We start from the raw sequence: 26,083 nt of genomic DNA on the forward strand, positions 1-26,083 counted from the left end.
GCTACACCAACGTAGCCTGATTAAACGGCTGTAACTGCGCCAGATACTGTTCGGTGCGGTTACGGCCTGTGGCTTTTGCACGGTAGAGTGCTTCATCGGCCAGTGCCAGCAATGCCGGGAAATGTTTATCTTCCTGACAGGAAGTGGCAAAACCAATGCTGACGGTGTAACTGATATCATTCGGTTGCGACAGCTGAGTCGCTACCCGGATGCGTTCGCAGACTGTTTGCGCCAGTTCGCTGCCACCTGGCAGAATAGCGGCAAATTCCTCGCCGCCCAGACGGGCAAACTTACCTTCCTCCGGCAATAACGCCTGCGCAATCTGACAAAAATCGATGAGCACCCGGTCGCCTTGCTGATGACCATAACGGTCATTGATGCTTTTGAAGTGATCCAGGTCGAACAACACTGCGGTGAATGGCTGCTGCTGACGTAATCGGCGGGCAATGATCTTTTCTGCCTGCTCGAACAGGGCCCGGCGATTCCACACGCTGGTTAACGGGTCGTGCAGTGATGCCAGCTTGTGTGCAATTTGCGTGCGTTCATTCACCATTGCCAGAATCGTAAAGGCCAGACCAATCACGAACAAAATGGATTCAAGAATGACGTAGACGGAAAAACTGGAGCCACCAATCGCCCCATGTACCGGAGTCGCCACGGCATCATCAAGAAAAATACGGGCAACGTGGAACAGCAGATGAATCCACAGCAGAGTTTGTGCAGGCCAGAATGTCACCGTCAATGTGGCGCGGGCACGCCAAAGCAACTGAATTAAGGCTGCGGTGTAAAAGATACACAGCAGACAAACCACCAGCACGCGTTTGGGCAGACTGTAATAAAAGGCGGGGAAGCAACACAGAATCGCCCAGAGCAGGGCACCGGCCAGCCAGCTTAATCCCAGTGGCTTGTTATCGAACACGCGGAAGGCATTCAGCAAACTGCCATAGGCCAGCAGCATGACCACATTTCCGACTGCGACCGGCAGGAAGTGCAATCCTGCGGCGCGCAGGCTGCTGAGAAACACCGCCAGTAAGGTTAATGTCAGGGTCAGCGAAGTGAAGCCCAGCACGCGATCATATTGTGAACCGACCCAGGCGAAGACCAGAATGATGCTTAAAAACCCCAGTACATAGAGCTCACAAACAAAAAGTGTGTAGATGTCGAGAGCCATAGTGGTCGGAGTTCTCAAAAAAAGTGTGGTGAAAAATACCACTAAACATGGTAGCGCTAAAGCCCGGATGTCAGTGTTGGCTGAAAACAGTGAATGGCAACGAGAATAGTGAATTTTAACGAAATTTATCGCGCAAGAACCCGCGCCGGGAGCGGCTTAATCGGTAAATGACGCAATAGCAGGGTGAGAGAAATAAAACCGGGCACGAGGCCCGGTTTCGTTCGATTAATGTTCGAACATGGCAGAGATAGATTCTTCGTTGCTGATACGACGAATCGCTTCGGCCAGCATGCCGGACAGCGTCAGAGTACGCACGTTAGGCAGAGATTTCATCTCGTCAGACAGTGGGATGGTGTCACAAACGATAACCTGATCGATCACCGATTTGCGCAGGTTTTCCACTGCGTTACCAGAGAAAATCGGGTGTGTGGCGTAAGCGAACACGCGCTTCGCACCGCGCTCCTTCAGCGCTTCAGCCGCTTTACACAGCGTACCGCCGGTGTCGATCATATCGTCGACCAGTACACAGTCTCGGCCAGCGACGTCACCAATGATATGCATGACCTGAGAAACGTTGGCACGCGGGCGACGTTTATCAATGATAGCCATATCGGTGTCGTTGAGCAGTTTGGCAATCGCACGGGCGCGAACCACACCACCAATATCCGGGGAAACCACAATCGGGTTTTCCAGACCAATTTGCAGCATATCTTCCAGCAGAATTGGGCTGCCAAACACGTTGTCAACCGGGACATCAAAGAAGCCCTGAATCTGCTCGGCGTGCAGGTCTACCGTCAGAACACGGTCAACGCCCACGCTGGAAAGGAAATCCGCAACCACTTTAGCGGTGATTGGCACACGCGCAGAACGCACACGGCGGTCCTGACGGGCATAGCCAAAGTAGGGGATAACGGCAGTAATACGACCAGCAGAAGCCCGACGCAGCGCGTCGACCATCACAACCAGCTCCATCAGATTATCGTTGGTGGGGGCACAGGTGGACTGGATGATGAAAATATCACCACCGCGTACATTTTCGTTAATCTGTACACTCACTTCACCATCGCTGAAACGACCGACAGCGGCGTCTCCGAGGCTAGTGTAAAGGCGGTTGGCAATACGTTGTGCTAGTTCCGGGGTGGCGTTACCAGCAAATAGCTTCATATCAGGCACGAGAAGAACCTCAGGCTTTGCGTCCAGCGAATGAACAACACTGCGATAACCGGCGCATACCGCAAAGCGTGTTCAGACAGGTGTGTTGATGCGTCGCGTGCTGTGTCTGGAACAGGGGTGACACAGTCACGCATACGCTTAAATCCCGGAAAGAGTACGCTGCAACGGCGAGATATTTAGCCCGCGCGCCACAAATCCTCGTATCCATTCCGGGGCAAGCTCCAGCACCTGACGAGCGGCGGATTCGGTGTTAAATTCAGCAAACACACAAGCTCCGGTCCCAGTCAGGCGCGACGGCGCGTATTCTAGCAGCCAGGAAACCAGCTCATCAACCTCACGAAAACGTTTTCTTGCCACAGACTCACAATCATTGTGGAAAGGAAGCTGCAAAAGTTCATCAAGTGAGCGAGTTGGTGAATCTCTCGTCAGCTCCAGATCGCCAAAAATTTGCGGCGTAGCGATACTGACGCCAGGATGGGCCACCAGATACCACTTTTCTGCCGGGGCGGCTGGCTGCAATTGTTCTCCCACGCCTTCGGCAAAAGCTGCCTGCCCGCGGACAAACACCGGTACATCGGCTCCCAGCCGCACGCCAAGGGTCGCCAGCTCATCGACACTCAACCCGGTTTGCCACAGATGATTCAGCGCCACCAGCACCGTAGCGGCATCTGATGAGCCGCCACCCAGCCCACCACCCATCGGCAGACGCTTTTCCAGGGTGATCTGCGCACCGGCATGTGGCGGCAGGGTGCCGCGCAGGTTTGCCGCCTGCATTAACCCCCGGGCGGCCCGCACAATCAGGTTATCCTCGTCCGGCACGTCATCAAGTGGTGTCAGCAAACGAATATCGCCGCTGTCATCCGGGGTGATGGTCAGCGTATCGCCGTAATCAAGGAACTGAAACAGGGTTTGCAGATTATGATAGCCGTCCGGACGACGGCCAGTGATGTAGAGAAATAAATTCAGCTTCGCCGGAGCAGGCCAGGTGGTGATCATTGTACGGTCCAGCTATCCATACGCAGTTTGATGCGCTGCTCACCTTCAGTCAGCTCCAGATTTGCCGGCAGCGGTGGTGTGACTTTGCTGTCATAATCCGTAATCGAGACCTTCCACTGCTGGCCGTTACGGCTATAGTTCAGGCTCTGCAACTGATACTGGTCGTTCAGCTGATACTCGCTGGCATCGCCAGGCAGGCCCATCATCCACTGACGCAGATTGGCGAGCGGAATATCCATGCCGGTCAGCTGGGAGATCATTTTTTCAGCATCGTTGCTAACGTAGCGTTTGCCTTTGTTATCGACGATTTGAACGACTGAACCTTGCGCATCCAGCTGCAACTCGGTGCTGCCCAGCGGGTTGGTCAGCAGCAGGCGATAGCGGTCAGCGGCGGTTTGTTGCCAGTTAAAACGGGCATACACTTTCTGGCGATCAGAGATGTAAGCGAACGCACCACGGGTTTCATAGTGGCTGATTTTCGCCACTGTCTGCTGATGTTGTTGCCACTGTGGTGAGGTGGTGCTGGGACCAGGACCCTGCTGCGGCTTGTTGATGCTACAGGCAGCCAGCAGCACACTGGCAAGGGGTAGAAAGCGCAACAGCTTGCGCGGGGGCATGTGCATCACGTGGTCATCTCCTCAGACACGTTTTTATTTCGTAACCGGTAACGCTAACCATCCGCATCTAAGCCGTCAATGCTGATGTACGGATTATTGCGCACGATCAGTTTAATCTTATTACAGTCATAGCCTTTGTATGGCTTTTCTTGATCTAAGGCATCTTGTAGAATGCGCTTCACAAAACCATGACAATACCTGGGATATCCCAACCAGAATCACCATGACGCTGCTTGCTCTCGGAATCAACCATAAAACCGCACCCGTTGCACTGCGCGAACGTGTATCGTTCACGCCGGATACGCTGGATCAGGCACTTAGCAGCCTGCTGTCCCAACCGATGGTGCAAAGCGGAGTGGTGCTTTCCACCTGTAATCGTACTGAACTCTACCTCAGCGTAGAGCAGCAGACTGATTTGCAGGAGAAGCTGGTGCGCTGGTTGTGTGATTATCACCAGCTGCGCGAAGAAGATGTGCGCAAAAGTCTCTACTGGCATCAGGATAACGCCGCCGTCAGCCATCTGATGCGCGTCGCCAGCGGGCTGGACTCACTGGTGCTGGGCGAGCCCCAAATTCTGGGGCAGGTGAAAAAAGCCTTCGCCGATTCCCAGCGCGGTCATGCGTTGACCAGCGAACTGGAGCGCATGTTCCAGAAAACCTTCTCTGTCGCCAAACGCGTCCGTACCGAAACCGAAATCGGTGCCAGCGCGGTTTCCGTCGCTTTTGCCGCCTGTTCCCTGGCGCGTCAAATTTTTGAATCGCTCAGCACCGTCAATGTTTTACTGGTGGGTGCCGGTGAAACCATCGAGCTGGTGGCGCGCCATTTGCGCGAGCACCATGTGCAAAAACTGATGATCGCTAACCGTACGCGTGAGCGCGCTCAGCTGCTGGCCGATGAGGTCGGGGCTGAAGTGATTGGTCTGGCGGATATTGATTCGCGTCTGGCCGATGCTGATATTATTATTTCTTCTACTGCCAGCCCGCTGCCCATTATCGGCAAAGGGATGGTGGAACGCGCGTTAAAAGCACGCCGTAACCAGCCGATGCTGCTGGTGGATATCGCGGTACCGCGTGACGTAGAGCCGGAAGTGGGCAAACTCGCCAATGCCTATCTCTACAGTGTGGATGACCTGCAGGCCATCATTGAGCAGAATATGGCGCAGCGTAAAGCCGCTGCCGTGCAGGCCGAAAGCATTGTGGTGCAGGAAAGTGGCGAATTTATGGCCTGGCTGCGCGCGCAAAGTGCCGTTGAAACCATTCGCGAGTATCGTACCCAGGCTGATGATGTCCGCGCAGAATTGCAGGAGCGTGCGCTGGCAGCATTGCGTCAGGGCGCGGATGCGGAAAAAGTATTGCAGGAGTTGGCACACAAGCTGACCAACCGTTTAATTCACGCTCCAACCAAATCACTACAGCAGGCCGCGCGCGATGGCGACAGCGAACGCCTGCAGATCTTACGTGACAGTCTCGGTCTCGATTAGGCTGTTACGTCCTTTTACGGGATACCCTCAATTACATGAAGACCTCTATTGTTGCCAAGCTGCAAGCGCTCCAGGAACGTCACGAAGAAGTGGAAGCGATGCTGGGCGATGCTGGCGTGATTGCCGATCAGGACCGTTTCCGTGCGCTTTCGCGCGAATATGCACAGCTGTCTGACGTGACCCGTTGTTTCCGTGAATGGCAGCAGGTACAGGAAGATGTTGAGACGGCTGAGATGCTGCTCGACGATCCTGAAATGCGCGATATGGCGCAGGAAGAACTGAAAACGTCACGCGAAAAACGCGAAATACTGGAGCAACAGCTACAGGTATTGCTGTTGCCGAAGGATCCTGACGACGAGCGTCCCTGCTTTGTGGAAGTCCGTGCGGGCACTGGCGGTGATGAAGCGGCGATTTTTGCCGGAGACCTGTTCCGTATGTACAGCCGTTATGCGGAAGCGCGTCGCTGGCAGGTAGAAATTATCAGCAGCAATGACGGCGAGCACGGCGGTTATAAAGAGGTTATCGCCCGCGTAATTGGCGATGGCGCTTATGGTCGCTTCAAGTTTGAGTCAGGTGGACATCGCGTGCAGCGCGTCCCGGAAACGGAGTCGCAGGGCCGCATCCATACTTCAGCCTGTACCGTGGCGGTGATGCCTGAGTTGCCGGAAGCCGAACTGCCGGAAATCAATCCAGGCGACCTGAAAATTGATACTTTCCGCTCCTCCGGTGCCGGTGGCCAGCACGTTAACACCACCGACTCTGCTATCCGCATTACCCACCTGCCGACCGGTATTGTGGTGGAGTGCCAGGACGAGCGTTCGCAGCATAAAAACAAAGCGAAAGCGCTGGCCGTATTGGGTGCGCGTATCCACGCAGCTGAAATGGCAAAACGCCACGAAGCCGAAGCCTCAACGCGTCGCAACCTGCTGGGCAGCGGTGACCGCTCCGACCGTATCCGCACCTATAACTTCCCGCAGGGAAGGGTGACCGACCACCGTATCAACCTGACGCTTTATCGTCTGGACGAAACCATGGAAGGTAAGCTGGATACCCTGATTGAACCGATTGTGCAGGAATATCAGGCCGATCAGCTGGCGGCGCTGGCTGGACAGGATTAATGGAAATCCGTCATTGGCTCCGGCAGGCCGTCACTACGCTCCGTGGTGGCGATAGCCCAAAACGCGATGCAGAAATTCTGCTGGCGTTTGTCACGGGCAAATCCCGCAGCTGGCTGGTGGCGTTTGATGATGCGCAGCTTGATGACACCCAGCTACAGCAACTCGATACTCTGCTGGCACGTCGTGCCCGGGGTGAGCCGGTGGCGCATCTGGTGGGTGAACGCGAATTCTGGTCGCTGCCGCTACGCGTCAGTGACGCCACCCTGATCCCGCGTCCTGATACCGAAGTGCTGGTGGAGCAGGCGCTGGCCCATCTGCCTGCTGCTGCCGCAAACATACTTGACCTGGGCACCGGCACCGGTGCTATTGCGCTGGCGTTGGCCAGTGAGCGATCTGATTGCCAGGTTATCGGCTGCGATCGTGTTGCCGCTGCCGTGGCGCTGGCGCAGGAAAATGCCCAGCGTCTGCATATTTCTAACGCAACGTTTTTCCTCAGCCACTGGTTTAGCGACCTTCCCCCGCAACGTTTTGACCTGATCGTCAGCAATCCTCCCTATATTGATGCCGCCGATGAACATCTGCAGCAGGGGGATGTACGTTTTGAACCACTCAGCGCGTTGGTGGCCGATGATGCCGGACTGGCGGATCTTCGGGTCATTATCGCATCGGCCCCGGATTGGCTTTTGCCGGGCGGCTGGCTGTTGCTCGAGCATGGCTGGCAACAGGGTGAGGCGGTGCGTACCTTGCTGGTTCAGCACGGCTATCAAGAGGTGAACACCGTGGACGATTACGGCGGTAATCCGCGCGTGACGCTTGGACAATTTCTCTGATTAAGGAAGCAAGATGGTTACCTGGTATCCACTGATCAAACATTTCCACCTGCTGACGGTGGTCATCACCATTAGCCTGTTCTTGCTGCGTTTCTACTGGCTTTGTACCGGTTCCGGGCAGTTGAACCGTCGCTGGGTGCGCATTGCGCCACACGTAAACGACACCTTTTTACTGTTGAGCGGCGTGCTGTTGGTCATGATTACGCACTTTTACCCGTTCTCACCACAAGGAAGCTGGCTGACGGAGAAGCTGATAGGGGTTATTATCTACATCGCCTTAGGTTCCGTGGCACTAAGTCGTCGCCCACGCAAGATAAGTATCCGCTGGATTGCCTGTCTGCTGGCTATCGTGGCGTTGCTGGTCGTGTTTAAGCTGGCGATGACCAAAGTGCCGTTATTGGGGATAGTATGACCTCGCCAGAGCAACTTGATTACAGTCAAACACCGTTAAGTGAAGCGGTTATTGGCGCAACCTGCGCCATCCGCGAAGATTTTTCTGCTCAATCCGTTGAGCTTCAGCTGGCTGCGTTGGTTGAAGAAGCGCGCGTTTATGTCAGCAGTGCAACGGATGCCGACCTGCAACTGGAAAAGTTGCTGGAGCTGTTTTATCGCCAGTGGGGATTTGGTGGTGCCAGTGGCGTCTACAATTTATCGGATGCGTTATGGATCGATAAGGTGCTGAAAAGCCGCCAGGGCACGGCGGTGTCACTGGGCGTGATCCTGCTGCATATCGCTGAGGAGCTGGAGTTGCCGCTGATGCCGGTGATTTTCCCGACGCAGATGATTCTGCGTGCGGACTGGCTGGATGGCGAAATGTGGCTGATCAATCCGTTTAACGGCGAAACCCTTGATACCCATACGCTGGAAGTGTGGCTGAAGGGCAATATCAGCCCGACAGCGAAACTCTATCAGGATGATCTCGACGAAGCGAAAACCGTCAGCGTGATGCGCAAAATGCTCGATACGCTGAAAGCGGCGCTGATGGAAGAGAAGAAGATGGAGCTGGCGCTGAATGTCAGCCAGGTGCTGTTGCAAATCGATCCGGACGACCCGTATGAAATCCGCGATCGTGGTTTGATCTATGCTCAGCTGGAATGTGAACATATCGCGCTGAACGATCTTACCTACTTTGTTGAACAGTGTCCGGAAGACCCGGTGAGCGAAATGATTCGGGTGCAGATCCACGCAATTGAACAAAAACAGGTCACGCTGCACTAAGCGTACCTCTGAATAAGGAAAGGGCATGACACAGAAAGTAGTCAGTATTGGTGATATCAAGGTCGCAAACGATCTGCCATTTGTTCTCTTTGGCGGCATGAACGTGCTGGAGTCGCGCGACCTCGCCATGCGTATCTGCGAACACTACGTGAAAGTAACCGATAAACTCGGCATCCCTTACGTGTTCAAAGCCTCTTTTGATAAAGCGAACCGTTCTTCAATCCATTCCTATCGCGGTCCGGGTCTGGAAGAGGGTATGAAGATTTTTCAGGAGCTGAAACAGGCGTTTGGCGTGAAAATCATTACTGATGTCCATGAAGCGGCGCAGGCACAGCCCGTTGCTGATGTGGTGGATGTGATTCAGTTGCCTGCATTCCTGGCGCGTCAGACTGACCTGGTTGAAGCGATGGCGAAAACCGGCGCGGTGATCAACGTGAAGAAACCGCAGTTTGTCAGCCCGGGTCAGATGGGCAACATCGTGGATAAATTTGCCGAAGGCGGCAATGACAAAGTCATTCTGTGTGACCGTGGCAGCAATTTCGGCTATGACAACCTCGTGGTGGATATGCTCGGTTTCAACGTCATGAAGAAAGTCACCAACAATAGCCCGGTGATTTTCGACGTTACCCATGCGCTGCAAACCCGTGACCCCTTCGGTGCAGCATCCGGTGGACGTCGTGCACAGGTGGGTGAACTGGCGCGTGCGGGTATGGCAGTGGGTATTGCCGGCCTGTTTATCGAAGCGCATCCGGAGCCGAACAGCGCCAAATGTGATGGCCCGTCAGCGCTGCCACTCGACAAGTTGGAGCCGTTCCTGGTGCAGATGAAAGCCATTGATGATCTGGTAAAAAGCTTCCCGGAACTGGATACCAGCAATTAATTTGCCGGTTGATGAAAAAAGGCGTCGTAAGACGCCTTTTTAATTGCACGTTCGATTACAACATAATCGTCATCAGGTAGCCGACAAACAGAGCCAGATGGGCCGCGCCGTTGAGCACATTGGTACGCCCGGTGGAAAACGAAATATGGCACAGGATCAGTACGGCGCTCATCACCACCATATGCGGCGGCTCCAGGCCGAACACCAGCTGCTGGCCAGTCAGCGTAGCGATAATGGTCACCGCAGGTACCGTCAGGGAAATTGTCGCCAGCACGGAACCGAAAAACAGGTTCATTGCGCGTTGTACCTGGTTCATCAGCACCGCTTTGATCGCCCCGAGTCCTTCCGGTGACAGAATCAGTAATGCTACCAGGAAACCGGTAAACTGCTCGGGTGCATTTAATTCTGTCAGCAGATGTTCCAGCGTATTGGCGTTCATTTTGGTCACGCTGATCACCGCAATCAGATGCACAATCAGCCAGGCGGTATGCCAGACAGAACTGTGCGCCGATGGCTTGCCATGATGCGGGTCGCCATCATCGCTCTCATCTTCGTGCTCATAAACAAACAAATTCTGGTGCGTTTTGGTCTGAATCAGCAGAAACACGCCATACATCGCCGCGGAAATCGCCGCAATCAGCAACGCCTGGGCGGTGGTGAAATTGCCACCGGGTAACGCATTGGGGAACACCAGCACCAGTATCGCCAGCGGGAAAATGGCGATCAGATACTGCTTAACGCCAACCAGATTGACGTACTGGGTAGCGAATTTACGTCCGCCGAGCAGCAGCGCAAAGCCGACCAGGCCTGCGGTAACAATCATAATGATGGAGTAAAGCGTATCGCGCATCAGTGCGGGCGCGGCATCGCCGGTTGCCATCAGCGCGGAGATCAGGCTGACCTCCAGAATCACCACCGACAAGCTGAGGATCAGTGAGCCATAAGGTTCACCTAGCCGGTGGGCCAGAACGTCAGCATGACGAACCACGCTGAATGCGCTGCTCAGAATAGCAACCAACGCCAGCAGGTTAATGCCGACGACAGCCAGCAGGCTGGTTTGCCCGCCAAAAAAGCTCAATACTGCCAGGGCGACAATCGGGAAAATCAGGGAATACTCAGAATGTCGGGTTTTCTCTTGTGCAGCCATTCACCATCCTCTCCGGAAAAAAGAACAAAATCAGGCAGTCAGTGCCTGATAAATATACGTGGTTTTACCGCGATGCGCAGTGTAACTTTTCAGCTTCTCCGTTGTTGCATCTTTACGCGTTTTTACTTTTATTGAAATCAAGACAAATTCGGGTAAAAAATAAGGTTATCTCAATTCATCTTCATATTTTCATGATGTTAATGTTTGAGTGATGAAGGTTTGAATGGTAATTTTTGCGATTTAATTTTGAGTTTATGGATAAAAATTGATGTTATAACTGAATTATTCTGTTTATAAGGTAAAAATGGTGGTTTGCGTTTTTCTTTATCTGTTCCAGACTTATAAGGTGTGTTCGCAGGGGAGGAACTATGCCTTATTCATCAACACGTCAACTGCCTGACAGCATACGCCATGTACTGCCAGCGCACGCGCAAACCATCTACCAGAAAGCGTTTAACAGCGCCTGGGATCAGTATCAGAATGAAGACGATTGGCGCGGCGATGATTCACGGGAAAAGGTGGCACATAAAGTGGCCTGGGCGGCAGTGAAAAAAGATTACCAAAAGGGCGACGATAATAAGTGGCATCGTAAACATTAATTTGCGCGGGTCTTTGCGGCCCGCTTCACACTTCTCAACTCATCTGACTTTCTCACCTCAAGTATCATGCCAGGCAGCCGATGCTATTTACGGGCAATTTACCCTTTGTGATCGGCATCAACCTTGAAAAAATTGTGACAAATGCATTAATGTCTTCTTATCAGGCAGCTCTGTGCTAGCCAAAGGTCATGAAACCAGTTTCAGCGGAGCCAAATCGACAGGATGTCAGGGGAGTTGAGGAGGTCGCATTGCTAACCCGGGAATTCTTATTAAAAGCGGATTGTAAAACATCATTCGGCGATATTGATGACACGCTGCTGTGGAGCTGTGAGCAACGTGCCGCTTCTCTCGCTGCCACGCTTGCCTGTCGGCCTGACCAAAGTCCGGTGTGGATTTTCGGTTACGGCTCGCTAATGTGGAACCCGGTTTTTGAGTCGGAAGAAGTGGCGTCTGGTCATCTTGATGGCTGGCATCGTGCTTTCTGTCTGCGCCTCACGGCTGGACGCGGTACCGCATCGCACCCTGGCCGCATGCTGGCGCTGAAAGAGGGCGGTAGCACCAGTGGGCTGGCGTTTCGTCTGCCAGAAGCGCGTCTGCATGAAGAGCTGGAATTGCTGTGGAAGCGTGAAATGATCACTGGCTGCTATCTGCCCACCTGGTGTGAGCTGAAGCTGGACGATGGTCGCAGCGTATCTGCGCTGGTGTTTATTATGGATCCGCGCCATCCGCTGTTCGAAGCCGATTCCTGCCCTGGGACTATCGCCCCGTTAATTGCCCAGGCCAGCGGCCCGCTGGGCACCAACGCGCAGTATCTCTTTGCGCTGGAGCAGGAACTGGCAAAGCGCGGTATGCAGGAAGAAGGGCTAACGGTGCTTGCCAGCCAGGTCAGAGCGCTGCAACAGCGTACAGCGCGCTTATCCTCTTAATTGCCGGGATTAATCAGCCAGGTGCCAGGTTTATCAATGGTCAGCGTCTGGCTGTGAACCTGGCTGCCACTGTGCACTTCAATATGATACTGGCCTGCCGCCAGGCTCAGCGAGGCAAACCCGTTGCTGGCAGGCTTCACGTTCTGCGCTTTCCCATTCAGCACGATATTCTCGCCGCTCTGCAAACGCAGATAAAGGGTTGCCAGCACGGGTGCTGCATTGCTGACGGTTTTGCTGGCTTCGGCGGGTGCAGGTGTGCCTGAGTTCGCTAACGGCACCGCCACTTCACGATGATTCACTTTCCAGACGGCAACAATCACCGCCAGCAGTGCAACGGCAGCCACCGCCAGCAGTCCGGGTGATAAACGACGGACGTTGCGTGGGGTGAGCGGTTCAATGGCCGCCGCCGCGTGGTTAACTCCCATGATCTGGGGTTCAGGAATGATGATCGCTGGTTCAGGTTCCGCTGGCGTTTCGCTGACGCTGGTATACCGGGCTACCAGCGCTTCGACATCGCTTACCGGTAAGTCGATCAGGCTGGCGAAAGCATCAATGGTTTGTGGCCGGTCAGTGGGTTTCATCGCCAGCGCGCAGTCGATGGCATGCAGCAGGGGCAGCGAATAGCCTGCAGGTTTACGTTCTACCAGCGGCTGATAGTTGTCTTCAATGCAGCGCACCACGGAAACCGGTGGCGCATAGCCGGTAATCAGATTATGCAGTACCGCGCCCAGCGCGTAGATGTCGGTCCAGGGGCCCTGTTCGCCTTCACCTTCTTCGCTGTATTGTTCAATGGGCGCAAAACCGGGTTTCAGCATAATCTCGGTTTCATCGGACAGGTTGCCAATCTCTTTACGCGCGGAGCCGAAATCCAGCAGCACTGGCAGCTGGTTTTCCTGAATCTGGATATTATCCAGTGAGATATCACGATGCAGGTAACCGGCCTGATGAATGGTATTGATGGCGCCAAACAACGGCGGCAGCAGGCGACGTATCCAGGCTTCGTTGACGCTTTCCGGGCTGGTCAGCTGCCACTCTTTCAGCGTCATGCCGCTGTAGTAGAGCGTCCCCATATAGGCCGTGCCGTTCTCCTCCCAGAAACGCAATACATGCAGCAGGCCGGGATGGTTAAAACGCGCCAGCAGACGGGCTTCCTGAATAAAGCTGTTGCGACCGGCGTTGAACAGCTTCTGAAAGCGCTCGCCGCGCAGCTCCAGCGTCAGATCAGCAGCACGAATGGCCAGTGAAACCGGCATATATTCTTTGATGGCGATAGTGCGCTCCAGCTGATGATCCCAGGCACGGTAAACAATGCCGAAACCACCGCCGCCAATCACATCCTTGATTTCAAACTCATTAAACCGGTAACCCGCAGGCAGGGCGTTGGGTACTTTCTGATTATCGTTTGCCGACATAGTGAACTCTCTGAACACGTCCTGTAGCGCCCGGCCATCGCGATGACATGGGCAACGACCGCTAATTAATTAATGTTACGCCAGGCACCAATCGCGGGATCGGCGAGATCCGCATGCAGGGTGTCAATCAGTAACACAGTCACTTTTTGCTGTGGCATAAACTGTGGCGTCCAGACGCCACGTAAGGTATCAACCCGCTTTTTAACGACATCACTATCCTGTCCAGCGGTCTTATCCATTTTAATCAGCAAAGTCCCGGTAAAGCGCCACAGGTGTTGTTGCGCATCAAACGGCAACACCAGCCAGCTACCGTCGGCATCAGGACGCGTCACAATCATGCGTTGATTATTCACAGCCACCACCTGCAACGCTGTCGCGTTCAGATTGAGATCGGCAATGGGATAACCCTGATAAAAATTCACTGACTGCTTGCGGGTCTGGCCGGCACTCATCAGCGTCAGTTCGCTCGCACCTTCCAGCCAGCCTTCACTGGAGCAGTGCTGCTGGGTACTCTCCGGGACAAATAACGATTCCCCTTTCTCATCCCATGAAGTCCGGAAATGGCAGCCACCGGGCAGCGCAAATTGCTGCAATGGCGTGCTGTCCGCAGGGCGCGATAAATCAAGCGGTGCGGCATTATCGTTGCTGGCACTGGCCGTGGCGTCATTCAATACAATCGGCCGCCAGTTCTGCAATTTGGTGGCACTGCCGTTCGCCAGTACGCTGTCTTCTTTATCAGTCATTTGCCAGGGAATGACATCAAGCGTGCCACACTGATTCGCCAGTAATGTCCCTACGCGCGGCAGGAAGCTGGTGAGTACGCTGGAGTCGGTGCTTTTACCCGAGACAATGCGCAGCGGCAGCGTCTCTTTACACCAGTCGTTCGGCGCATTACTGGCCACGTCATCGATATACACTTCCAGTGAGAGGCTTGGCGAGTACACCACCCGATAATCTTCGGCCTGTGCTGTCAGGGTGAGCAGCAAGGTCGCTAAGCCCGGCAACCACAATTTCATATGAATCCTTGCATCAATAACGTGACGGCAGAAAACGTGCCGCATCAGCCTGGGAATAAAGCAGCGTTGCTTCCTGTGGCTCGCCAATCCAAATCGCCAGAGCACTCAGATTGTCGCTTTTTACGCTGCGGTTAACGGCTTGTTCCATCAATGCCAGCCACTCTTCGCAGGCATTCACCATGCGCAGTGCCTGTTCCATTTCTTCGGTGGTCAGGTTGAGCCAAAATCCGTCGGTGCAGACAAGAAATGCGTCGCCATCCTCCAGCGCAATCACATCGCTAAATGTGGCGGGTTTCGCCGGTTCAACGCCCAGCGCATTATAGAGTAAATTACTGTTAATGCCGGTATTTTCATAGCCAGCTTCGCGTAACTGCTGGGCAAGACTGTGGTCGCGAGTGACCTGGTGCAGCGCACCATGACGGAAGTGATAAACCCGGCTGTCACCCGCGTGCGCCCACCACGCGCATTGTTTTTCCCGGTCAATAAACAGGGCAGCGAGCGTGGTACTCATGCGGGAAAAATTCGGATTCTTTCCCTGCGCGTCCAGCAACACGCGCTGGCAAAGTTTCACCGCTTCACAGGTGACTTCCGGTGTGAAGTCATCATTGTCCTGCAATGCACCCAGCAGCGTGTCACGTACCAGCTGTGCCGCCATGTCACCGCCGGGTATGCCTGCGACGCCATCACAGACCAGAAAACAGGCTTTATGCTCGTCAAGTTTCGCGCCGGTGCGATCCTGATTTTCATCGCGCATACCCTGCTGGCAGCGACTGGCAAACATCATCTTCATGCGTCTTCGGTCCGCGTTTGTGAGTCCTTGTATTGATTGACTTCCATGTCGTAGGCATGAAGAAAGGCTTCGCCGAACAGGGTGTGGAAGTCATCCTCAATCTCACCGGCGGTGCGCTGATAATGACGGGAAAAATGGTCCCACAGCGCGGCTTTGCGGGTATTGGAAAACGGCATTTTCGGCATGGCGCCATCGCGTCGTGCCTGTTCTTCCAGCCGTTGCGGATTGAACGATTGCAGCATTGCCGCAATAATGGCACGAATCCCGGCGATCATTCCGAGTTGATGTGCCTGTAAATCCACCAGCGCATCGCGTACCGCCGTTTCCGGCGGCATAAAGCCCGGCATCTGGCTCTGGTACATCTGCATCAACACAGTTTTGCCGGAGGGCAGGATCTTGAACGGGTTATTGGCCTCATTGAGGATCATCGTCATGTCAGCTTTTACGCCGCGCTTGAGAATCGAGCGCGAGGAAAGCAGCGCCACCGTTCCCTGTGAGAACAGACTCAACATGCGGCCAGTGACCCGCATTTGATCTTCATTCATCGGCGTCTGATGGCCGTTATTCAGCCCCATCCCCTCCAGCAAAGCAGCAATCAGTTTATCCTGATCGCTGCCGGTCATGATGGCGGGCAGGGCGGGGGAATCGCTCTGTGGATCGATGCCGAGCCGGGCATCATTATGACGTTCAGAGCGTGTCACTAAGGGTTCAGAGATAACATTCTCAGCGGGGATATGCAGGCCATCCAGCATGCCGAGAGGATCGCTTTCGCTGGCAGCAAACAACGCCAGCGGATCATCTTTTTGCGTACTTGTACGCACCGGATCGCGGACCTCCAGGCCATAATCGCCAATCTTTAGCGTATCGCCATGCTGCAGGACTGCCTGCGCGCCACGGGGTAATGCTGCACCATTCAACACCACCGAGGTGACGCTTCCCTGATTGGTCAGACGGCATTCGCCTTCTGGCGACAGATGTACCAGTGCCTGCAGGCGCGAAATGGCCCGCGATTCATCCGGCAGCACCAGGTCATTATCCTGGCTACGGCCGATGGTGCCGCCGGGAGGCTTAAACGCCACCGTTTTTGCCGGCACATCCGTATTGCATTGCACAATGGTAAATTCCATGAGTCTTCCCGTTTTCAGAGGGCAAACGTCGCGGTCTTATTCGAACATCGGCGGATAAAGACCGTTACGTCCCGGCTGCGCACCAGACGCCGGGTTAAACAATAACGAAAAAAGCTGCGCGGTGAGCGGGCCACTGTGTTTATGCGTGGCGTGAGCAAAACCGTCACTGCGATTACTCCACCAGTAGCTGATATGCTGCTGGGGATCAAACTGGTCTGCCACCTCACGCCAGCTCAGCGTGCTGGGCAGATCGTCAAAACCGATGACATCCATGATGTCAGAGCGACGTTTTTCCGGTACCAGCAAAGGTGACACCTGCTGTATCGACTGTTCCAGCTGCTCCGCTGTCTGTGCTTCACGCACTGCATGCCACAGCGTCGCACCCAGCTCCTGGAACCACTCACCGGAAATCGCCAGCTGAGCAGGATGCCACAGGTTGAGTGGAAAATGGTGCAATGCCAGCAGCGGCCAGGCGCGACCGACACGATCGCACGAGGGCAGCAGGCAACCCATTTGCACCTGCTGGCGCAGTGGCGAAATCGGCAAAACAAAATTCCACACCGGTGCGGCGAGAAACTGCTGGGTACTGGCATCATGCTCCGGGTGCCAGTGCAGCAATCCCTGTTGAAACCAATGGCTCCAGGATGTCACGGTATTTTCACTGAGACGCTGTCGCAGGAAATCACCGGTTGTCGGCAATTTCCCGTACCAGCCTGGGGCGGTATAGGTCGCCATCGTTACCTCACCATTACTCACTGCGTCCGGTCAATCGCTGTGCAGCCTTTAAAGGCACGAGCGTCAGCGTATTGCCATTCTGACCCGCATTTTTCAGATTTTCCGCAAGCTTACGCATCATCAACGCATTGTCGCTGGCATAAGGCGAAGACTGAATCTGCTGATCCAGCAATTGGCTGAGATGCCAGTCCAGTTGTTGTAAATCGCGAGCGCTGACATTGGCGGGCAGGGAACGTTGCAGGTTTTGCATCAGCCAGCCGCGCAGAAACTCACCGTCATAATTGCGAGGCTGATACAACATCTGATAGGCCCGCAAGGCGTTGCGGCTGTATTCATTGTCGGTACCGGGATCGTCGCGCAGCAGATTGGTAATTTGCTGTGCCACGCGTGGCAACAATAAAGACTTTAAGGCGTTTTGATAAAGCACCCATGCCGCGTCACTCACCTGATTACCGCGATACAAGCCGACACGCATAGTAAGCGGTGGATTGTCGAGGGAAAAACGGTCCGAAAGCGGCAATTTGACCAGGTTATTTAAGAAGGGTAGCAGATCAAAAATATTATCAGCAGGCTGATGAATCACCTGCTGGCTCTGGCGGGTAATGGGCGCGATACGAGCGGCGACCTGGTCCAGATAGCGCTGATTCTGGAGATAACTTGCCAGCCACAGGCAGGAAAGCAGCAGCAGGGCACCAGTGAGGGCACCGTAGCCAATCCAGTGAAATAACCGGTTGCGATACTCCCAATGGCGGTTACTCCCGGCCAGCCCGCTCTCACGAAACACCAGGTCACTCAGGAGATTACGGATAAAAAAGCTTTGACCTTTGGTACCGGGAATCGGGCTGCTGCGATTGACACTATCCCAGGCAGCAATGGTGTGCTGCCCAGCCAGCGGCAGCTGTAATTTGCGGTTCAACTCACCCATGATGCGGTCAAAGGGCAAGCCTTCCTGGGTGCCGCTGGTAAAAAACAACCCGCGCGCGGACCAGGCCACGGCATCCTGATGACCGGAAAACACCACATCGAGATATTCGCTCAGCAGTGGTCGCAGGGAGCTGAATTCCTGCGGGAAGAGGAAACTGTCGGCACGTTGCGTCAGGTCGCGATCCTGCGCCATCACCCCCGCCAGCTGCTGTTGCAGGCGTTGTTCCAGCAGGTGGAAATGCTGATTGAAGCTGCGATGCCAGCTGTCCTTGTGCGGTTTACCTGGATCCCACGGAAAGGTAAAACCCCAGATGGCATCGCGCTGTTGCTTAGTCAGTGCACCGTAAAAGCTGAGAAATCCTTTCAGCAGATCGGTTTTCGTCACCATCACATAAACCGGGAAATGAATGCCGGTTTGCTGATGCAGTTCGACCATCCGCTGGCGCAGGGCGGTGGCCTGAGCATGGCGCGCTTCGGCTGAATCGGTCAGCAGATCGGCCACGCTAATAGTAATGATGACGCCGTTAATCGGCTGACGGGTGCGATAGCGTTTCAGCAAATGGATAAAGTTTTGCCATTCGCTGGCATCGCGTGCACGCTGACTCTCCTGCAATGCATAGCGACCGGCGGTGTCGATCAGTACCGCGCTGTCGGTAAACCACCAGTCGCAATGGCGTGTTCCGCCAACACCACGGATTGCCGCGTTGCCAAGGCTATCGGTAAGGGGAAAATCCAGCCCGGCATTAAGCAGGGCGGTGGTTTTACCGGCACCGGGAGCACCAATGATCACATACCAGGGTAACTGATAGAGATAGTGGCTCTGAAAACGTGCCAGCCAGCTTTGCTGTGGACGTCGGCCAAACTGGGTACGCTTCAGGCGCTGTGCGGCTTCACTGAAACGTTGTGTCAGGAGCGTTTCGGTTGCCAGGCGATCGGTTAACTCTTCACTGCTGTCCTGTTGCAACCGGGTGAGGAGTTTACTGTTAAACCACCCCCGCCAGATTGCCGGGATAAACTGGAACAGAACCCAGCAAAAATAGAGGAAGCCCACCACCAGCTGGCGTGGCCACACCGGTTCGAGCGGGCGGGTATCGCCCCAGCTCCACAGCGGACCGAGTATCCACAGCACGCAACTCAGCGCGCTGACACCAATAAAGCTCCACAGCAGGCGGTGGGTTAATAAATGCTGAAGTGATGCGCGCATCACTGGCCTCCCTGATGATTGCTGAGGGTTTCCGGTGCCGCGAATAGGGTGATTTCCACCCGGCGGTTGCGGGCGCGGTTTTCATTGCTGTCGTTGGGCAGCAGGGGATTGCTGTCGCCACGTCCTTCAGCTTTTACGTTGTGCCCCTCAGCCAACTGCGGATTGAGCAACTGCGCGACGGCGCGAGCGCGGGCAAAGGAGAATTCATAGCTGGAGGCAAAGCGTCCATCCACGGCACTGTCATCGGTATACACGGAAACCAGCACCGTACCTTTCACTGATTTCATCGCACTGGCGACGTGTGCCAGCAGGGCGCGTCCCACCTGATTGACGACCGTACCGTCGGCGGCAAACAGTTTATCGGCGGGGATGATCACCTTGCTACCAAATGCACCATCGCTGACTTCCAGTTGCCCGGCGGCGATCACATCGTTAAGGCGCTGATGCAGGTCAAGCAGTGCCTGGGGGGATGTTGGGCGGCGTCCTGGCGTAATTTGCGGTAACGGTGTTTGATAGATGGCGCGCAGCAGGGGTTCCGCGGCGTTGCCCAGACGCCAGTTCAGGCCACTGTAGATCAGGCAGGCCACCAGGGCCGTCACTGTGACGCAGGCCCACAGTGGCACCATCGGACGGGATAAGCTGCTCACCAGCGGATGGACCTCCACCAGGCGAGCCATCGCGGCAGCGTTATCCGGACGGGTTTCGGCAATCAAATGCGCCAGGCGCTTACGGATGATTTCGCACTGCGCAGGGCCGTTTTCACTACCGCGATAGCGGCCTTCGTACCCCAGCAGCAGACAATAGTGGATCACTTCCAGCAGCCACAGATGTTGTTCCGGGCTTTGTGAAATGCGTGACAGCAGTTGAAAGACCTTGTCGCCGCCCCAGCTTTCATTATGGAAAGTGACCAGCATGCCATTACCGGACCAGACACCACGGGTGCCCCACGGCGTTTGCGCGGCGGCTTCATCCAGCAGGCTACACAGGCAATAGCGGGCGCCAATGATCATCTCAAACGGTAAACCGGCTTGTTTACAGCGGCTTTCGAACTGGCGAACTTCATCGATGAGTAACTGACGCAGCCCGGCAGGATCGTCATGCGTCGCGGCCTGCCGAATCTGAACGACGGCATTGAGGATTGGGGCTGCGGCAGTCAATAAAAGGTTATCATTGCCCGTGACGTTCGCATCACGTGCAGGAGCGTCCTGAGTCATTAAATCGTGTTCTTCCAGGCAATAGTGAAACTCTCTGCCCGCAGAGAGTCAGCCTTCTGCGGGCAATATGCGCCGGATTTCATGATCAGTCTAAGATCCAGGTCGCGGTATCGTTGGTGCGGCATGCCTTGCTGGCACCCCCCACGTCTACACAGACCTGTTTGCTGCGGCGGGGGCGAGGACGGTCACTGCGCACGGTGGCATCGTAACGGCTGCTTTCGACACCCGCTTTCGGCGGCACGTAGCCAATCAGCTGACCCTGCGCTTCATCCGCAATCGCCAGCCAGCTATGCTCAACCCGGCCTAAAACTTCAAAGGTTTTACCGGTTTCCAGGTAACGCACCACTTTGCCGCTATAGTCGGGTGTGGTCATGATGGATGCGCCATATAAGGCACGAAAGCTCTCATTGACCGGCGTAAATTCGCCAGGTGCTGCCACCGCATGACGATGAACCAGTTTAACCCCATTCACTTCACTGGTTACCAGGGTGTCATCTGTGACTGGCGGCGGTGGCGCTTTGCAACTCGCCAGAGTGAGCACCGCCAGCAGTGTTAGCACAAGACTCTTATTCACCATGATCCTCAAATTTCATCAGATTAACTACATAATGGGGAGTCCCGGGTGCCTGTTAACGGGCGCAGGAGGCCGGATTATGCAGTGAGAAAGCCATCAAAAAAACAGACAGATTACAGAAAGATAGTGCTCCCGTCAGTCTACCTAAGACTTTTGAGAATTCAAACCATTGCACCGTATGAAATCCCGTGTTAACGGGGAAAACGGGACGATCGTTGGTTGATAAAAAAACTGTGCGCGTGGGGATAGTTAAGCCAATTTAACTTATTTGATGCTATTCGGCGCTCAGGCCAGCGTAACTGCTTTTGATACCCGTCAGGACCAAAAATAAACGGTAAATAAGATTAATCTATTTTCTATTGTAAAAAAAGATTGCGGCAGTAAACAATTTTCTTACTTTCAGAATATCCACCCCTGATTCGGCCCGTTGCAATATCAGTTCCGGCATGGCTTTTGCTAAGTCTTTTAGTCGAAAAGGTTATTTGCCAGGAGAATGCGATGACTCAGGCTGTGGATTATTTGCAGGCCAGCCGCGCGAGCGAAATTGCCAGCCTGCAACGGCTGCTGCGTACTGGTGAATTAATCACTGCAATCAGTGAGTTAATTCATCTGTTGCAACGCGAAAGAGGCGTCAGCAACATCTGGTTGTGTTCAGACGGACGTTTATTTGGTGATGAGCTGGAAGCGCGCGCGTTGGATGTCCTGCGTGGTCAACAGCACATGCTCGCCGTGCTGCCACCGGCAGATGCGCAACCAGGCTACAGTCGCTTCTGCCTGTTAATCGCGGCGGGTTTACAGGCGCTGGAAGGATTACCCGCACTGCGGTTGCAGGTACAAAGCCAGCAGCTGGCGCATGCACAGGCGATGGAAGCGTTCAACCACATTATCCGCACCTTACTCAATCTGGTGTTTGAAGCGGCGGATACCGCCAGCGAGCCGGATATTTCACGCGCGCTGATCGCGCTGTTCAGCTTTATGCAGGGGAAAGAACTGGCCGGGCAGGAACGCGCCACCGGCTCTGCGGGTTTTGCCGCCGGACATTTTAGTGAGCAGCAGCGGCAGCGGTTGCAGGCATTGATTGAAGCCCAGGAGCAAAGCTTCGCCACCTTCAGCCAGTTCGCCGATGCCTATAATTTGCAACGCTGGCGCGCTATGGCTGATGCGGGAGGGGATATTGAACGTCTGCGGCGTATCGCCTGTACCGGTGCGCATTGTGGCGAGAACGGCGTACTGCAATGGTTCCGGTTGCTCACCGCGCGTCTCGATAAAATGAAACAGGTAGAAGATGGCCTGAGTGCCATGTTAATGAGCTGCTGTCAACGCGCCATCGCCGCCAGCGAGCAGCATGATACCCACGCGCCTGCGCTGGCGGATGAGGCCGGTTTCACCTTATATGTCGCAGGGGCTAACTGGCTGGCGGGGCAGGATATCACGCTGGATAGCAATGGTCTGGCCCCCCAGCTGGGCCGTTCGGTGCTGTCGCTTATCCGCGAACAGGCGCAGCGTTTACAAACCCAGGCCGATGAACTGGCCAGCATGCGTGCCTCGCTGGATGAGCGCAAAATCATTGATCAGGCCAAGGGCTGGCTGATGCAACAACATGGCTACAGTGAGCAGGACGCGTGGCAGACGCTGCGTAAAAGCGCCATGAACCAGAACAAACGCATCCTTGAAATCGCTCAGGCGATCCTCGCGGTCGCTGCCACGTTAAAGGCATAACCCATTAGAGTTAGCTGCACAAACAATGTGCGTATTTTGCGTCAACGCAGTGCGCACCGTTGAACGAAAAAAGGGCTTAGCCGCTTAACTGCCTGAAATGTCGCCCTTCACCTTCCTGGCACAGCCTTTGCAATATCCTGAATGACATTACGCATTTGTTTTGCCAATGGCGGCAGAACGAGTGCTTTGGATAAAGGCGTCCGGCCCCGTGCAATTGCATGTGGGAGGACGCCTTTTTTTATTCCTTTTTTTCAGGGTAAAGCGGATGAGCAAAACGCGGTTTTCGATTTCCCGTCGTCAGTTTTTGCTGGGCAGTGCGGTGGTGGGCAGTAGCTATCTGCTGCCTGGCTTACGCAACGCCGTCTGGGCAGCAGGCAGTGATGCGCCGGAGAAAAGTACAGTGCGGGTGGGGTTTATCCCGTTGACGGACTGCGCACCGGTGGTGATGGCGGCCGTGAAAGGATTCGACAAAAAATATGGCCTCAGCCTGCAACCCAGCAAAGAAGCCAGCTGGGCGGCAGTGCGCGACAAACTGACGTCCGGTGAGCTGGATGCGGCCCATGCGTTGTACGGCATGATCTATGGCCTGCAATTGGGTGTGGCCGGTCCGCAGCACGATATGGCCAACCTGATGACGCTGAACAACAATGGCCAGGCCATCACCTTAGCCAACCAGCTGAAAGATCAGAAGGTGACCGATGCCGTCAGCCTGAAAACCCTGATCGCGGGCAGCGCCAAAGGCACTTATACCTTTGCTCACACCTTTCCCACCAGTACCCACGCCATGTGGCTGTATTACTGGCTGGCAAATGCCGGGATCGATCCCATTGAGGATGTGCGTACCGTGGTGGTGCCACCGCCGCAAATGGTGATGAACATGAAAATCGGCAATATGAGCGGTTTTTGTGTTGGCGAACCCTGGAACCAGCGTGCCATCAGCGACAACATTGGTTTCACCGCCGCAACCACACAGCAAATCTGGCCGGATCACCCGGAAAAAATCCTCGCCACCCGCTCGCAATGGGTCACGGAAAACCCCAACACCGCCCGCGCGCTTACTGCTGCGGTACTGGAAGCCGCGCGCTGGATTGATGCATCCGACGACAACCGACGCGAAACCGCACAAACCCTGGCAGGGCGCGCCTGGATCAACACCAAACCCGAAACCCTGGAAGGCCGCATGTTGGGTCATTACGAAAATGGTCTCGGTCAGCAGTGGCAGGACGCGCATGCGATGCGCTTCTTCCACGACGGTGAAGTCAGCTTCCCGTGGCTTTCCGATGGCATGTGGTTCCTGACGCAACTGAAACGCTGGGGAATGCTGAAAAGCGATCCGGATTACCTTGGCGTGGCACAGAAAATCAACCGTATCGACATCTATAAGCAGGCTGCGGCTGCGGTGGGCAATGTCACGCTGCCCACTGGCGTCATGCGCAGCAGCACCCTGATGGACGGCAAAGTGTGGGATGGCAGCAACCCTGCCGCCTACGCCGCCAGTTTCGCTATTCACCATTAAGAGGAGTTGCCATGAAATCTGAAGCGCGCACCCTGAAACCTCCGGTCAGCGCCGCCGCTCCGACGGCGCAGGTGATCACTCTCAAGCTTCAAACGGCCCCCAGCATCCGCCAGCCCTGGCTGCGGCCGCTGCTGCAACGGCTGATCCCGGCAGGCTGCGGCATGCTGTTGCTGCTGCTGGTATGGCAAATCGCCGCGCTATCCAGCAAAGGCTTTCCCACACCGTACGCCACCTGGCAGGCGGCACTGACCCTGTTTGCCGACCCTTTCTATAACAACGGTCCAAACGACCAGGGCATTGGCTGGAACGTGCTGGCATCGTTACAACGCGTGGCGGTGGGCTTTGGTCTGGCAGCGCTGGTGGGCATTCCGGCAGGCTTTCTGCTCGGCCGCTTCACCTTTGTCTCCCGCATGTTCAATCCGATCATCGCGTTGCTGCGTCCGGTAAGCCCGCTCGCCTGGCTGCCAATCGGCCTGCTGCTGTTTCAGCGTGCTGAACCGGCCTCCAGCTGGACCATTTTTATCTGCTCCATCTGGCCGATGGTGATCAACACCGCCGAAGGGGTGCAACGCATCCCGCAGGATTACCTTAACGTGGCGCGGGTGCTGCAACTGTCTGAATGGACGGTGATGCGCCGCATCCTGTTCCCGGCGGTGTTGCCCGCAGTGTTGACCGGGGTACGTCTGTCCATCGGTATCGCCTGGCTGGTGATCGTCGCCGCCGAGATGCTGACCGGAGGCCTGGGGATTGGTTTCTGGATCTGGAATGAGTGGAACAACCTCAATGTGGAAAACATTCTGATTGCCATTGTGATTATCGGCGTGGTCGGGCTGTTGCTCGAACAAATACTGATGCTGCTGGCGCGTCGTTTTAGCTGGGATAAATAAGGAGCCTCTCTGATGAATCCGATCATTCGTGTGCAGCAGGTGAGCCAGCGTTTTGCCACGGCTCAGGGTGATTTTCTCGCCCTCGACAACGTCAGCTTTGACATCCATCCGGGGGAAACCCTCAGTCTTATTGGTCATTCCGGCTGTGGCAAATCGACGCTGCTTAACCTGATTGCCGGACTGACCGCGCCGAGCAGCGGTGTGCTGCTGTGTGACAACCGCGAGATCACCGGTCCTGGCCCGGAGCGCGCGGTGGTGTTTCAAAACCATTCGCTGCTGCCGTGGCTGACGGCGTATCAAAACGTTGAACTGGCTGTGCAGCAGGTCTTTAAAGGCAAGATGAGTCGCAGCGAGATGGCGGAGTGGATCGAACACAACCTCGGCAGGGTGCAGATGAGTCATGCCATGCATAAACGCCCGGGTGAAATCTCCGGTGGCATGAAGCAACGCGTGGGCATTGCCCGTGCGCTGGCAATGAAGCCGCGAGTGCTGCTGCTGGATGAGCCCTTTGGTGCGCTGGATGCACTGACCCGCGCCCATTTACAGGACAGCGTGATGCGCATCCAGCAGGAACTCAACACCACCATCGTGCTGATTACTCACGATGTGGATGAAGCGGTGCTGCTTTCTGACCGGGTGCTGATGATGACCAATGGGCCTGCTGCGCAGGTTGGCGAAATTCTGGCGATTGATTTGCCACGCCCGCGCTCGCGTGTGGCGTTGGCCGATGAGCCGCGTTATCACCAGTTGCGCCAGCAAATCCTGCATTTCCTCTACGAAAAACAGACGGCGGTCGCGTAAGGAGCCGGG

The 26,083-nt window shown here is 55.2% G+C and carries 25 protein-coding genes; 12 read left to right on the forward strand and 13 right to left on the reverse strand.

Translation table 11 applies throughout. The features are described 5' to 3' along the window. Position 1: 1 nt before the first annotated feature. The 4 genes from RCF31_RS01605 to lolB form a co-directional block, all read right to left on the reverse strand. On the reverse strand, positions 2 to 1,171 hold the full coding sequence (locus RCF31_RS01605; RefSeq protein WP_416412269.1) for a GGDEF domain-containing protein: 1,170 nt from the start codon (positions 1,169 to 1,171) through the stop codon (positions 2 to 4). A gap of 225 nt (positions 1,172 to 1,396) precedes the next feature. After that, positions 1,397 to 2,344, reverse strand: coding sequence for a ribose-phosphate diphosphokinase (gene prs, locus RCF31_RS01610; RefSeq protein ID WP_021182910.1), 948 nt, complete (start codon positions 2,342 to 2,344; stop codon positions 1,397 to 1,399). A gap of 138 nt (positions 2,345 to 2,482) precedes the next feature. Continuing rightward, the gene (ispE, locus tag RCF31_RS01615; RefSeq protein ID WP_416412271.1) at positions 2,483 to 3,340 is read right to left on the reverse strand and encodes a 4-(cytidine 5'-diphospho)-2-C-methyl-D-erythritol kinase; all 858 of its coding nucleotides are present in this window, start codon (positions 3,338 to 3,340) and stop codon (positions 2,483 to 2,485) included. Then, positions 3,337 to 3,963: a lipoprotein insertase outer membrane protein LolB gene (gene lolB / locus RCF31_RS01620; RefSeq protein WP_416413191.1), complete on the reverse strand. Its 627-nt coding sequence runs from the start codon at positions 3,961 to 3,963 to the stop codon at positions 3,337 to 3,339. The genes ispE and lolB overlap by 4 nt, the downstream gene beginning before the upstream one ends. A 217-nt stretch (positions 3,964 to 4,180) precedes the next feature. Between lolB and hemA the strand changes: the two genes are divergently transcribed. Genes hemA through kdsA form a run of 6 tightly spaced genes read left to right on the forward strand, consistent with a single transcriptional unit; the run spans position 4,181 to position 9,483 of the window. After that, a complete protein-coding gene (gene hemA, locus RCF31_RS01625) occupies positions 4,181 to 5,437 on the forward strand; it encodes a glutamyl-tRNA reductase (RefSeq protein WP_084875511.1) in 1,257 nt (418 codons plus the stop codon). Positions 5,438 to 5,472: 35 nt separating this feature from the next. Beyond that, the gene (prfA, locus tag RCF31_RS01630) at positions 5,473 to 6,555 is read left to right on the forward strand and encodes a peptide chain release factor 1 (RefSeq protein ID WP_299451656.1); all 1,083 of its coding nucleotides are present in this window, start codon (positions 5,473 to 5,475) and stop codon (positions 6,553 to 6,555) included. Then, positions 6,555 to 7,385, forward strand: coding sequence for a peptide chain release factor N(5)-glutamine methyltransferase (prmC, locus tag RCF31_RS01635; RefSeq protein WP_416412273.1), 831 nt, complete (start codon positions 6,555 to 6,557; stop codon positions 7,383 to 7,385). Before prfA ends, prmC begins: the two co-directional genes overlap by 1 nt. A gap of 13 nt (positions 7,386 to 7,398) precedes the next feature. Further along, entirely contained in the window at positions 7,399 to 7,797 is a 399-nt protein-coding gene (locus RCF31_RS01640; protein ID WP_299451654.1) for a SirB2 family protein, read from the forward strand. Next, the gene (gene sirB1, locus RCF31_RS01645) at positions 7,794 to 8,603 is read left to right on the forward strand and encodes an invasion regulator SirB1 (protein ID WP_084875501.1); all 810 of its coding nucleotides are present in this window, start codon (positions 7,794 to 7,796) and stop codon (positions 8,601 to 8,603) included. The genes RCF31_RS01640 and sirB1 overlap by 4 nt, the downstream gene beginning before the upstream one ends. A 25-nt stretch (positions 8,604 to 8,628) precedes the next feature. Continuing rightward, the gene (gene kdsA, locus RCF31_RS01650; RefSeq protein ID WP_084875498.1) at positions 8,629 to 9,483 is read left to right on the forward strand and encodes a 3-deoxy-8-phosphooctulonate synthase; all 855 of its coding nucleotides are present in this window, start codon (positions 8,629 to 8,631) and stop codon (positions 9,481 to 9,483) included. A 55-nt stretch (positions 9,484 to 9,538) separates the two neighbouring features. Here kdsA and chaA read toward each other — a convergent pair whose 3' ends face one another. After that, entirely contained in the window at positions 9,539 to 10,630 is a 1,092-nt protein-coding gene (gene chaA, locus RCF31_RS01655) for a sodium-potassium/proton antiporter ChaA (protein WP_416412275.1), read from the reverse strand. Positions 10,631 to 10,998: 368 nt separating this feature from the next. Between chaA and chaB the strand changes: the two genes are divergently transcribed. Then, positions 10,999 to 11,229, forward strand: a complete 231-nt coding sequence (chaB, locus tag RCF31_RS01660; RefSeq protein ID WP_416412277.1) for a putative cation transport regulator ChaB — start codon at positions 10,999 to 11,001, stop codon at positions 11,227 to 11,229. A gap of 248 nt (positions 11,230 to 11,477) precedes the next feature. Next, positions 11,478 to 12,155, forward strand: a complete 678-nt coding sequence (locus RCF31_RS01665; RefSeq protein WP_299451646.1) for a gamma-glutamylcyclotransferase — start codon at positions 11,478 to 11,480, stop codon at positions 12,153 to 12,155. Here the strand turns inward: RCF31_RS01665 and RCF31_RS01670 are convergent. The 8 genes from RCF31_RS01670 to RCF31_RS01705 all read right to left on the reverse strand — a co-directional run bounded on the left by RCF31_RS01670 (position 12,152) and on the right by RCF31_RS01705 (position 21,154). After that, entirely contained in the window at positions 12,152 to 13,567 is a 1,416-nt protein-coding gene (locus RCF31_RS01670) for a serine/threonine protein kinase (protein WP_416412278.1), read from the reverse strand. The genes RCF31_RS01665 and RCF31_RS01670 overlap by 4 nt on opposite strands. A gap of 65 nt (positions 13,568 to 13,632) precedes the next feature. Beyond that, entirely contained in the window at positions 13,633 to 14,583 is a 951-nt protein-coding gene (locus RCF31_RS01675) for a hypothetical protein (protein ID WP_416412279.1), read from the reverse strand. A 13-nt stretch (positions 14,584 to 14,596) separates the two neighbouring features. After that, positions 14,597 to 15,373: a PP2C family protein-serine/threonine phosphatase gene (locus tag RCF31_RS01680; protein WP_299451640.1), complete on the reverse strand. Its 777-nt coding sequence runs from the start codon at positions 15,371 to 15,373 to the stop codon at positions 14,597 to 14,599. Beyond that, positions 15,370 to 16,500 carry a type VI secretion system-associated FHA domain protein TagH gene (gene tagH, locus RCF31_RS01685; protein WP_416412281.1) on the reverse strand — a complete coding sequence of 377 codons (1,131 nt, stop codon included), beginning with the start codon at positions 16,498 to 16,500 and terminating at the stop codon, positions 15,370 to 15,372. Before tagH ends, RCF31_RS01680 begins: the two co-directional genes overlap by 4 nt. A 36-nt stretch (positions 16,501 to 16,536) precedes the next feature. Next, the gene (tagF, locus tag RCF31_RS01690) at positions 16,537 to 17,235 is read right to left on the reverse strand and encodes a type VI secretion system-associated protein TagF (protein ID WP_416412282.1); all 699 of its coding nucleotides are present in this window, start codon (positions 17,233 to 17,235) and stop codon (positions 16,537 to 16,539) included. Between the two features lie 13 nt (positions 17,236 to 17,248). Then, the gene (tssM, locus tag RCF31_RS01695; RefSeq protein WP_416412284.1) at positions 17,249 to 19,363 is read right to left on the reverse strand and encodes a type VI secretion system membrane subunit TssM; all 2,115 of its coding nucleotides are present in this window, start codon (positions 19,361 to 19,363) and stop codon (positions 17,249 to 17,251) included. After that, on the reverse strand, positions 19,363 to 20,577 hold the full coding sequence (icmH, locus tag RCF31_RS01700) for a type IVB secretion system protein IcmH/DotU (RefSeq protein WP_416412285.1): 1,215 nt from the start codon (positions 20,575 to 20,577) through the stop codon (positions 19,363 to 19,365). The genes tssM and icmH overlap by 1 nt, the downstream gene beginning before the upstream one ends. 85 nt (positions 20,578 to 20,662) lie before the next feature. Further along, the gene (locus RCF31_RS01705; protein WP_415860450.1) at positions 20,663 to 21,154 is read right to left on the reverse strand and encodes an SH3 domain-containing protein; all 492 of its coding nucleotides are present in this window, start codon (positions 21,152 to 21,154) and stop codon (positions 20,663 to 20,665) included. Between the two features lie 495 nt (positions 21,155 to 21,649). Here RCF31_RS01705 and RCF31_RS01710 point away from each other — a divergent pair, with 495 nt between their 5' ends. From RCF31_RS01710 to RCF31_RS01725, 4 genes are all read left to right on the forward strand, one after another. Further along, positions 21,650 to 22,870, forward strand: a complete 1,221-nt coding sequence (locus tag RCF31_RS01710; RefSeq protein ID WP_416412286.1) for a nitrate- and nitrite sensing domain-containing protein — start codon at positions 21,650 to 21,652, stop codon at positions 22,868 to 22,870. Positions 22,871 to 23,135: 265 nt separating this feature from the next. Next, entirely contained in the window at positions 23,136 to 24,386 is a 1,251-nt protein-coding gene (locus RCF31_RS01715) for a CmpA/NrtA family ABC transporter substrate-binding protein (protein ID WP_416412288.1), read from the forward strand. Between the two features lie 11 nt (positions 24,387 to 24,397). Continuing rightward, the gene (gene ntrB / locus RCF31_RS01720) at positions 24,398 to 25,273 is read left to right on the forward strand and encodes a nitrate ABC transporter permease (protein ID WP_416412289.1); all 876 of its coding nucleotides are present in this window, start codon (positions 24,398 to 24,400) and stop codon (positions 25,271 to 25,273) included. A gap of 12 nt (positions 25,274 to 25,285) precedes the next feature. After that, positions 25,286 to 26,074, forward strand: a complete 789-nt coding sequence (locus tag RCF31_RS01725; RefSeq protein WP_299451624.1) for an ABC transporter ATP-binding protein — start codon at positions 25,286 to 25,288, stop codon at positions 26,072 to 26,074. Positions 26,075 to 26,083 lie beyond the last annotated feature (9 nt).

The sequence above is a fragment of the Pantoea sp. App145 genome (genome assembly GCF_047947045.1).
Taxonomy (GTDB): Bacteria; Pseudomonadota; Gammaproteobacteria; order Enterobacterales; family Enterobacteriaceae; genus Pantoea.

What these genes read in the sequence shown, in the direction of transcription:
- RCF31_RS01605 (WP_416412269.1), bottom strand. Translation starts at nt 1,171, where the DNA reads ATGGCTCTCGACATCTACACACTTTTTGTTTGTGAGCTCTATGTACTG.
- ispE (WP_416412271.1), bottom strand. Translation starts at nt 3,340, where the DNA reads ATGATCACCACCTGGCCTGCTCCGGCGAAGCTGAATTTATTTCTCTAC.
- lolB (WP_416413191.1), bottom strand. Translation starts at nt 3,963, where the DNA reads ATGCACATGCCCCCGCGCAAGCTGTTGCGCTTTCTACCCCTTGCCAGT.
- hemA (WP_084875511.1), top strand. Translation starts at nt 4,181, where the DNA reads ATGACGCTGCTTGCTCTCGGAATCAACCATAAAACCGCACCCGTTGCA.
- prfA (WP_299451656.1), top strand. Translation starts at nt 5,473, where the DNA reads ATGAAGACCTCTATTGTTGCCAAGCTGCAAGCGCTCCAGGAACGTCAC.
- prmC (WP_416412273.1), top strand. Translation starts at nt 6,555, where the DNA reads ATGGAAATCCGTCATTGGCTCCGGCAGGCCGTCACTACGCTCCGTGGT.
- RCF31_RS01640 (WP_299451654.1), top strand. Translation starts at nt 7,399, where the DNA reads ATGGTTACCTGGTATCCACTGATCAAACATTTCCACCTGCTGACGGTG.
- sirB1 (WP_084875501.1), top strand. Translation starts at nt 7,794, where the DNA reads ATGACCTCGCCAGAGCAACTTGATTACAGTCAAACACCGTTAAGTGAA.
- kdsA (WP_084875498.1), top strand. Translation starts at nt 8,629, where the DNA reads ATGACACAGAAAGTAGTCAGTATTGGTGATATCAAGGTCGCAAACGAT.
- chaA (WP_416412275.1), bottom strand. Translation starts at nt 10,630, where the DNA reads ATGGCTGCACAAGAGAAAACCCGACATTCTGAGTATTCCCTGATTTTC.
- chaB (WP_416412277.1), top strand. Translation starts at nt 10,999, where the DNA reads ATGCCTTATTCATCAACACGTCAACTGCCTGACAGCATACGCCATGTA.
- RCF31_RS01670 (WP_416412278.1), bottom strand. Translation starts at nt 13,567, where the DNA reads ATGTCGGCAAACGATAATCAGAAAGTACCCAACGCCCTGCCTGCGGGT.
- RCF31_RS01675 (WP_416412279.1), bottom strand. Translation starts at nt 14,583, where the DNA reads ATGAAATTGTGGTTGCCGGGCTTAGCGACCTTGCTGCTCACCCTGACA.
- RCF31_RS01680 (WP_299451640.1), bottom strand. Translation starts at nt 15,373, where the DNA reads ATGAAGATGATGTTTGCCAGTCGCTGCCAGCAGGGTATGCGCGATGAA.
- tagH (WP_416412281.1), bottom strand. Translation starts at nt 16,500, where the DNA reads ATGGAATTTACCATTGTGCAATGCAATACGGATGTGCCGGCAAAAACG.
- tagF (WP_416412282.1), bottom strand. Translation starts at nt 17,235, where the DNA reads ATGGCGACCTATACCGCCCCAGGCTGGTACGGGAAATTGCCGACAACC.
- tssM (WP_416412284.1), bottom strand. Translation starts at nt 19,363, where the DNA reads ATGCGCGCATCACTTCAGCATTTATTAACCCACCGCCTGCTGTGGAGC.
- icmH (WP_416412285.1), bottom strand. Translation starts at nt 20,577, where the DNA reads ATGACTCAGGACGCTCCTGCACGTGATGCGAACGTCACGGGCAATGAT.
- RCF31_RS01705 (WP_415860450.1), bottom strand. Translation starts at nt 21,154, where the DNA reads ATGGTGAATAAGAGTCTTGTGCTAACACTGCTGGCGGTGCTCACTCTG.
- RCF31_RS01710 (WP_416412286.1), top strand. Translation starts at nt 21,650, where the DNA reads ATGACTCAGGCTGTGGATTATTTGCAGGCCAGCCGCGCGAGCGAAATT.
- RCF31_RS01715 (WP_416412288.1), top strand. Translation starts at nt 23,136, where the DNA reads ATGAGCAAAACGCGGTTTTCGATTTCCCGTCGTCAGTTTTTGCTGGGC.
- ntrB (WP_416412289.1), top strand. Translation starts at nt 24,398, where the DNA reads ATGAAATCTGAAGCGCGCACCCTGAAACCTCCGGTCAGCGCCGCCGCT.
- RCF31_RS01725 (WP_299451624.1), top strand. Translation starts at nt 25,286, where the DNA reads ATGAATCCGATCATTCGTGTGCAGCAGGTGAGCCAGCGTTTTGCCACG.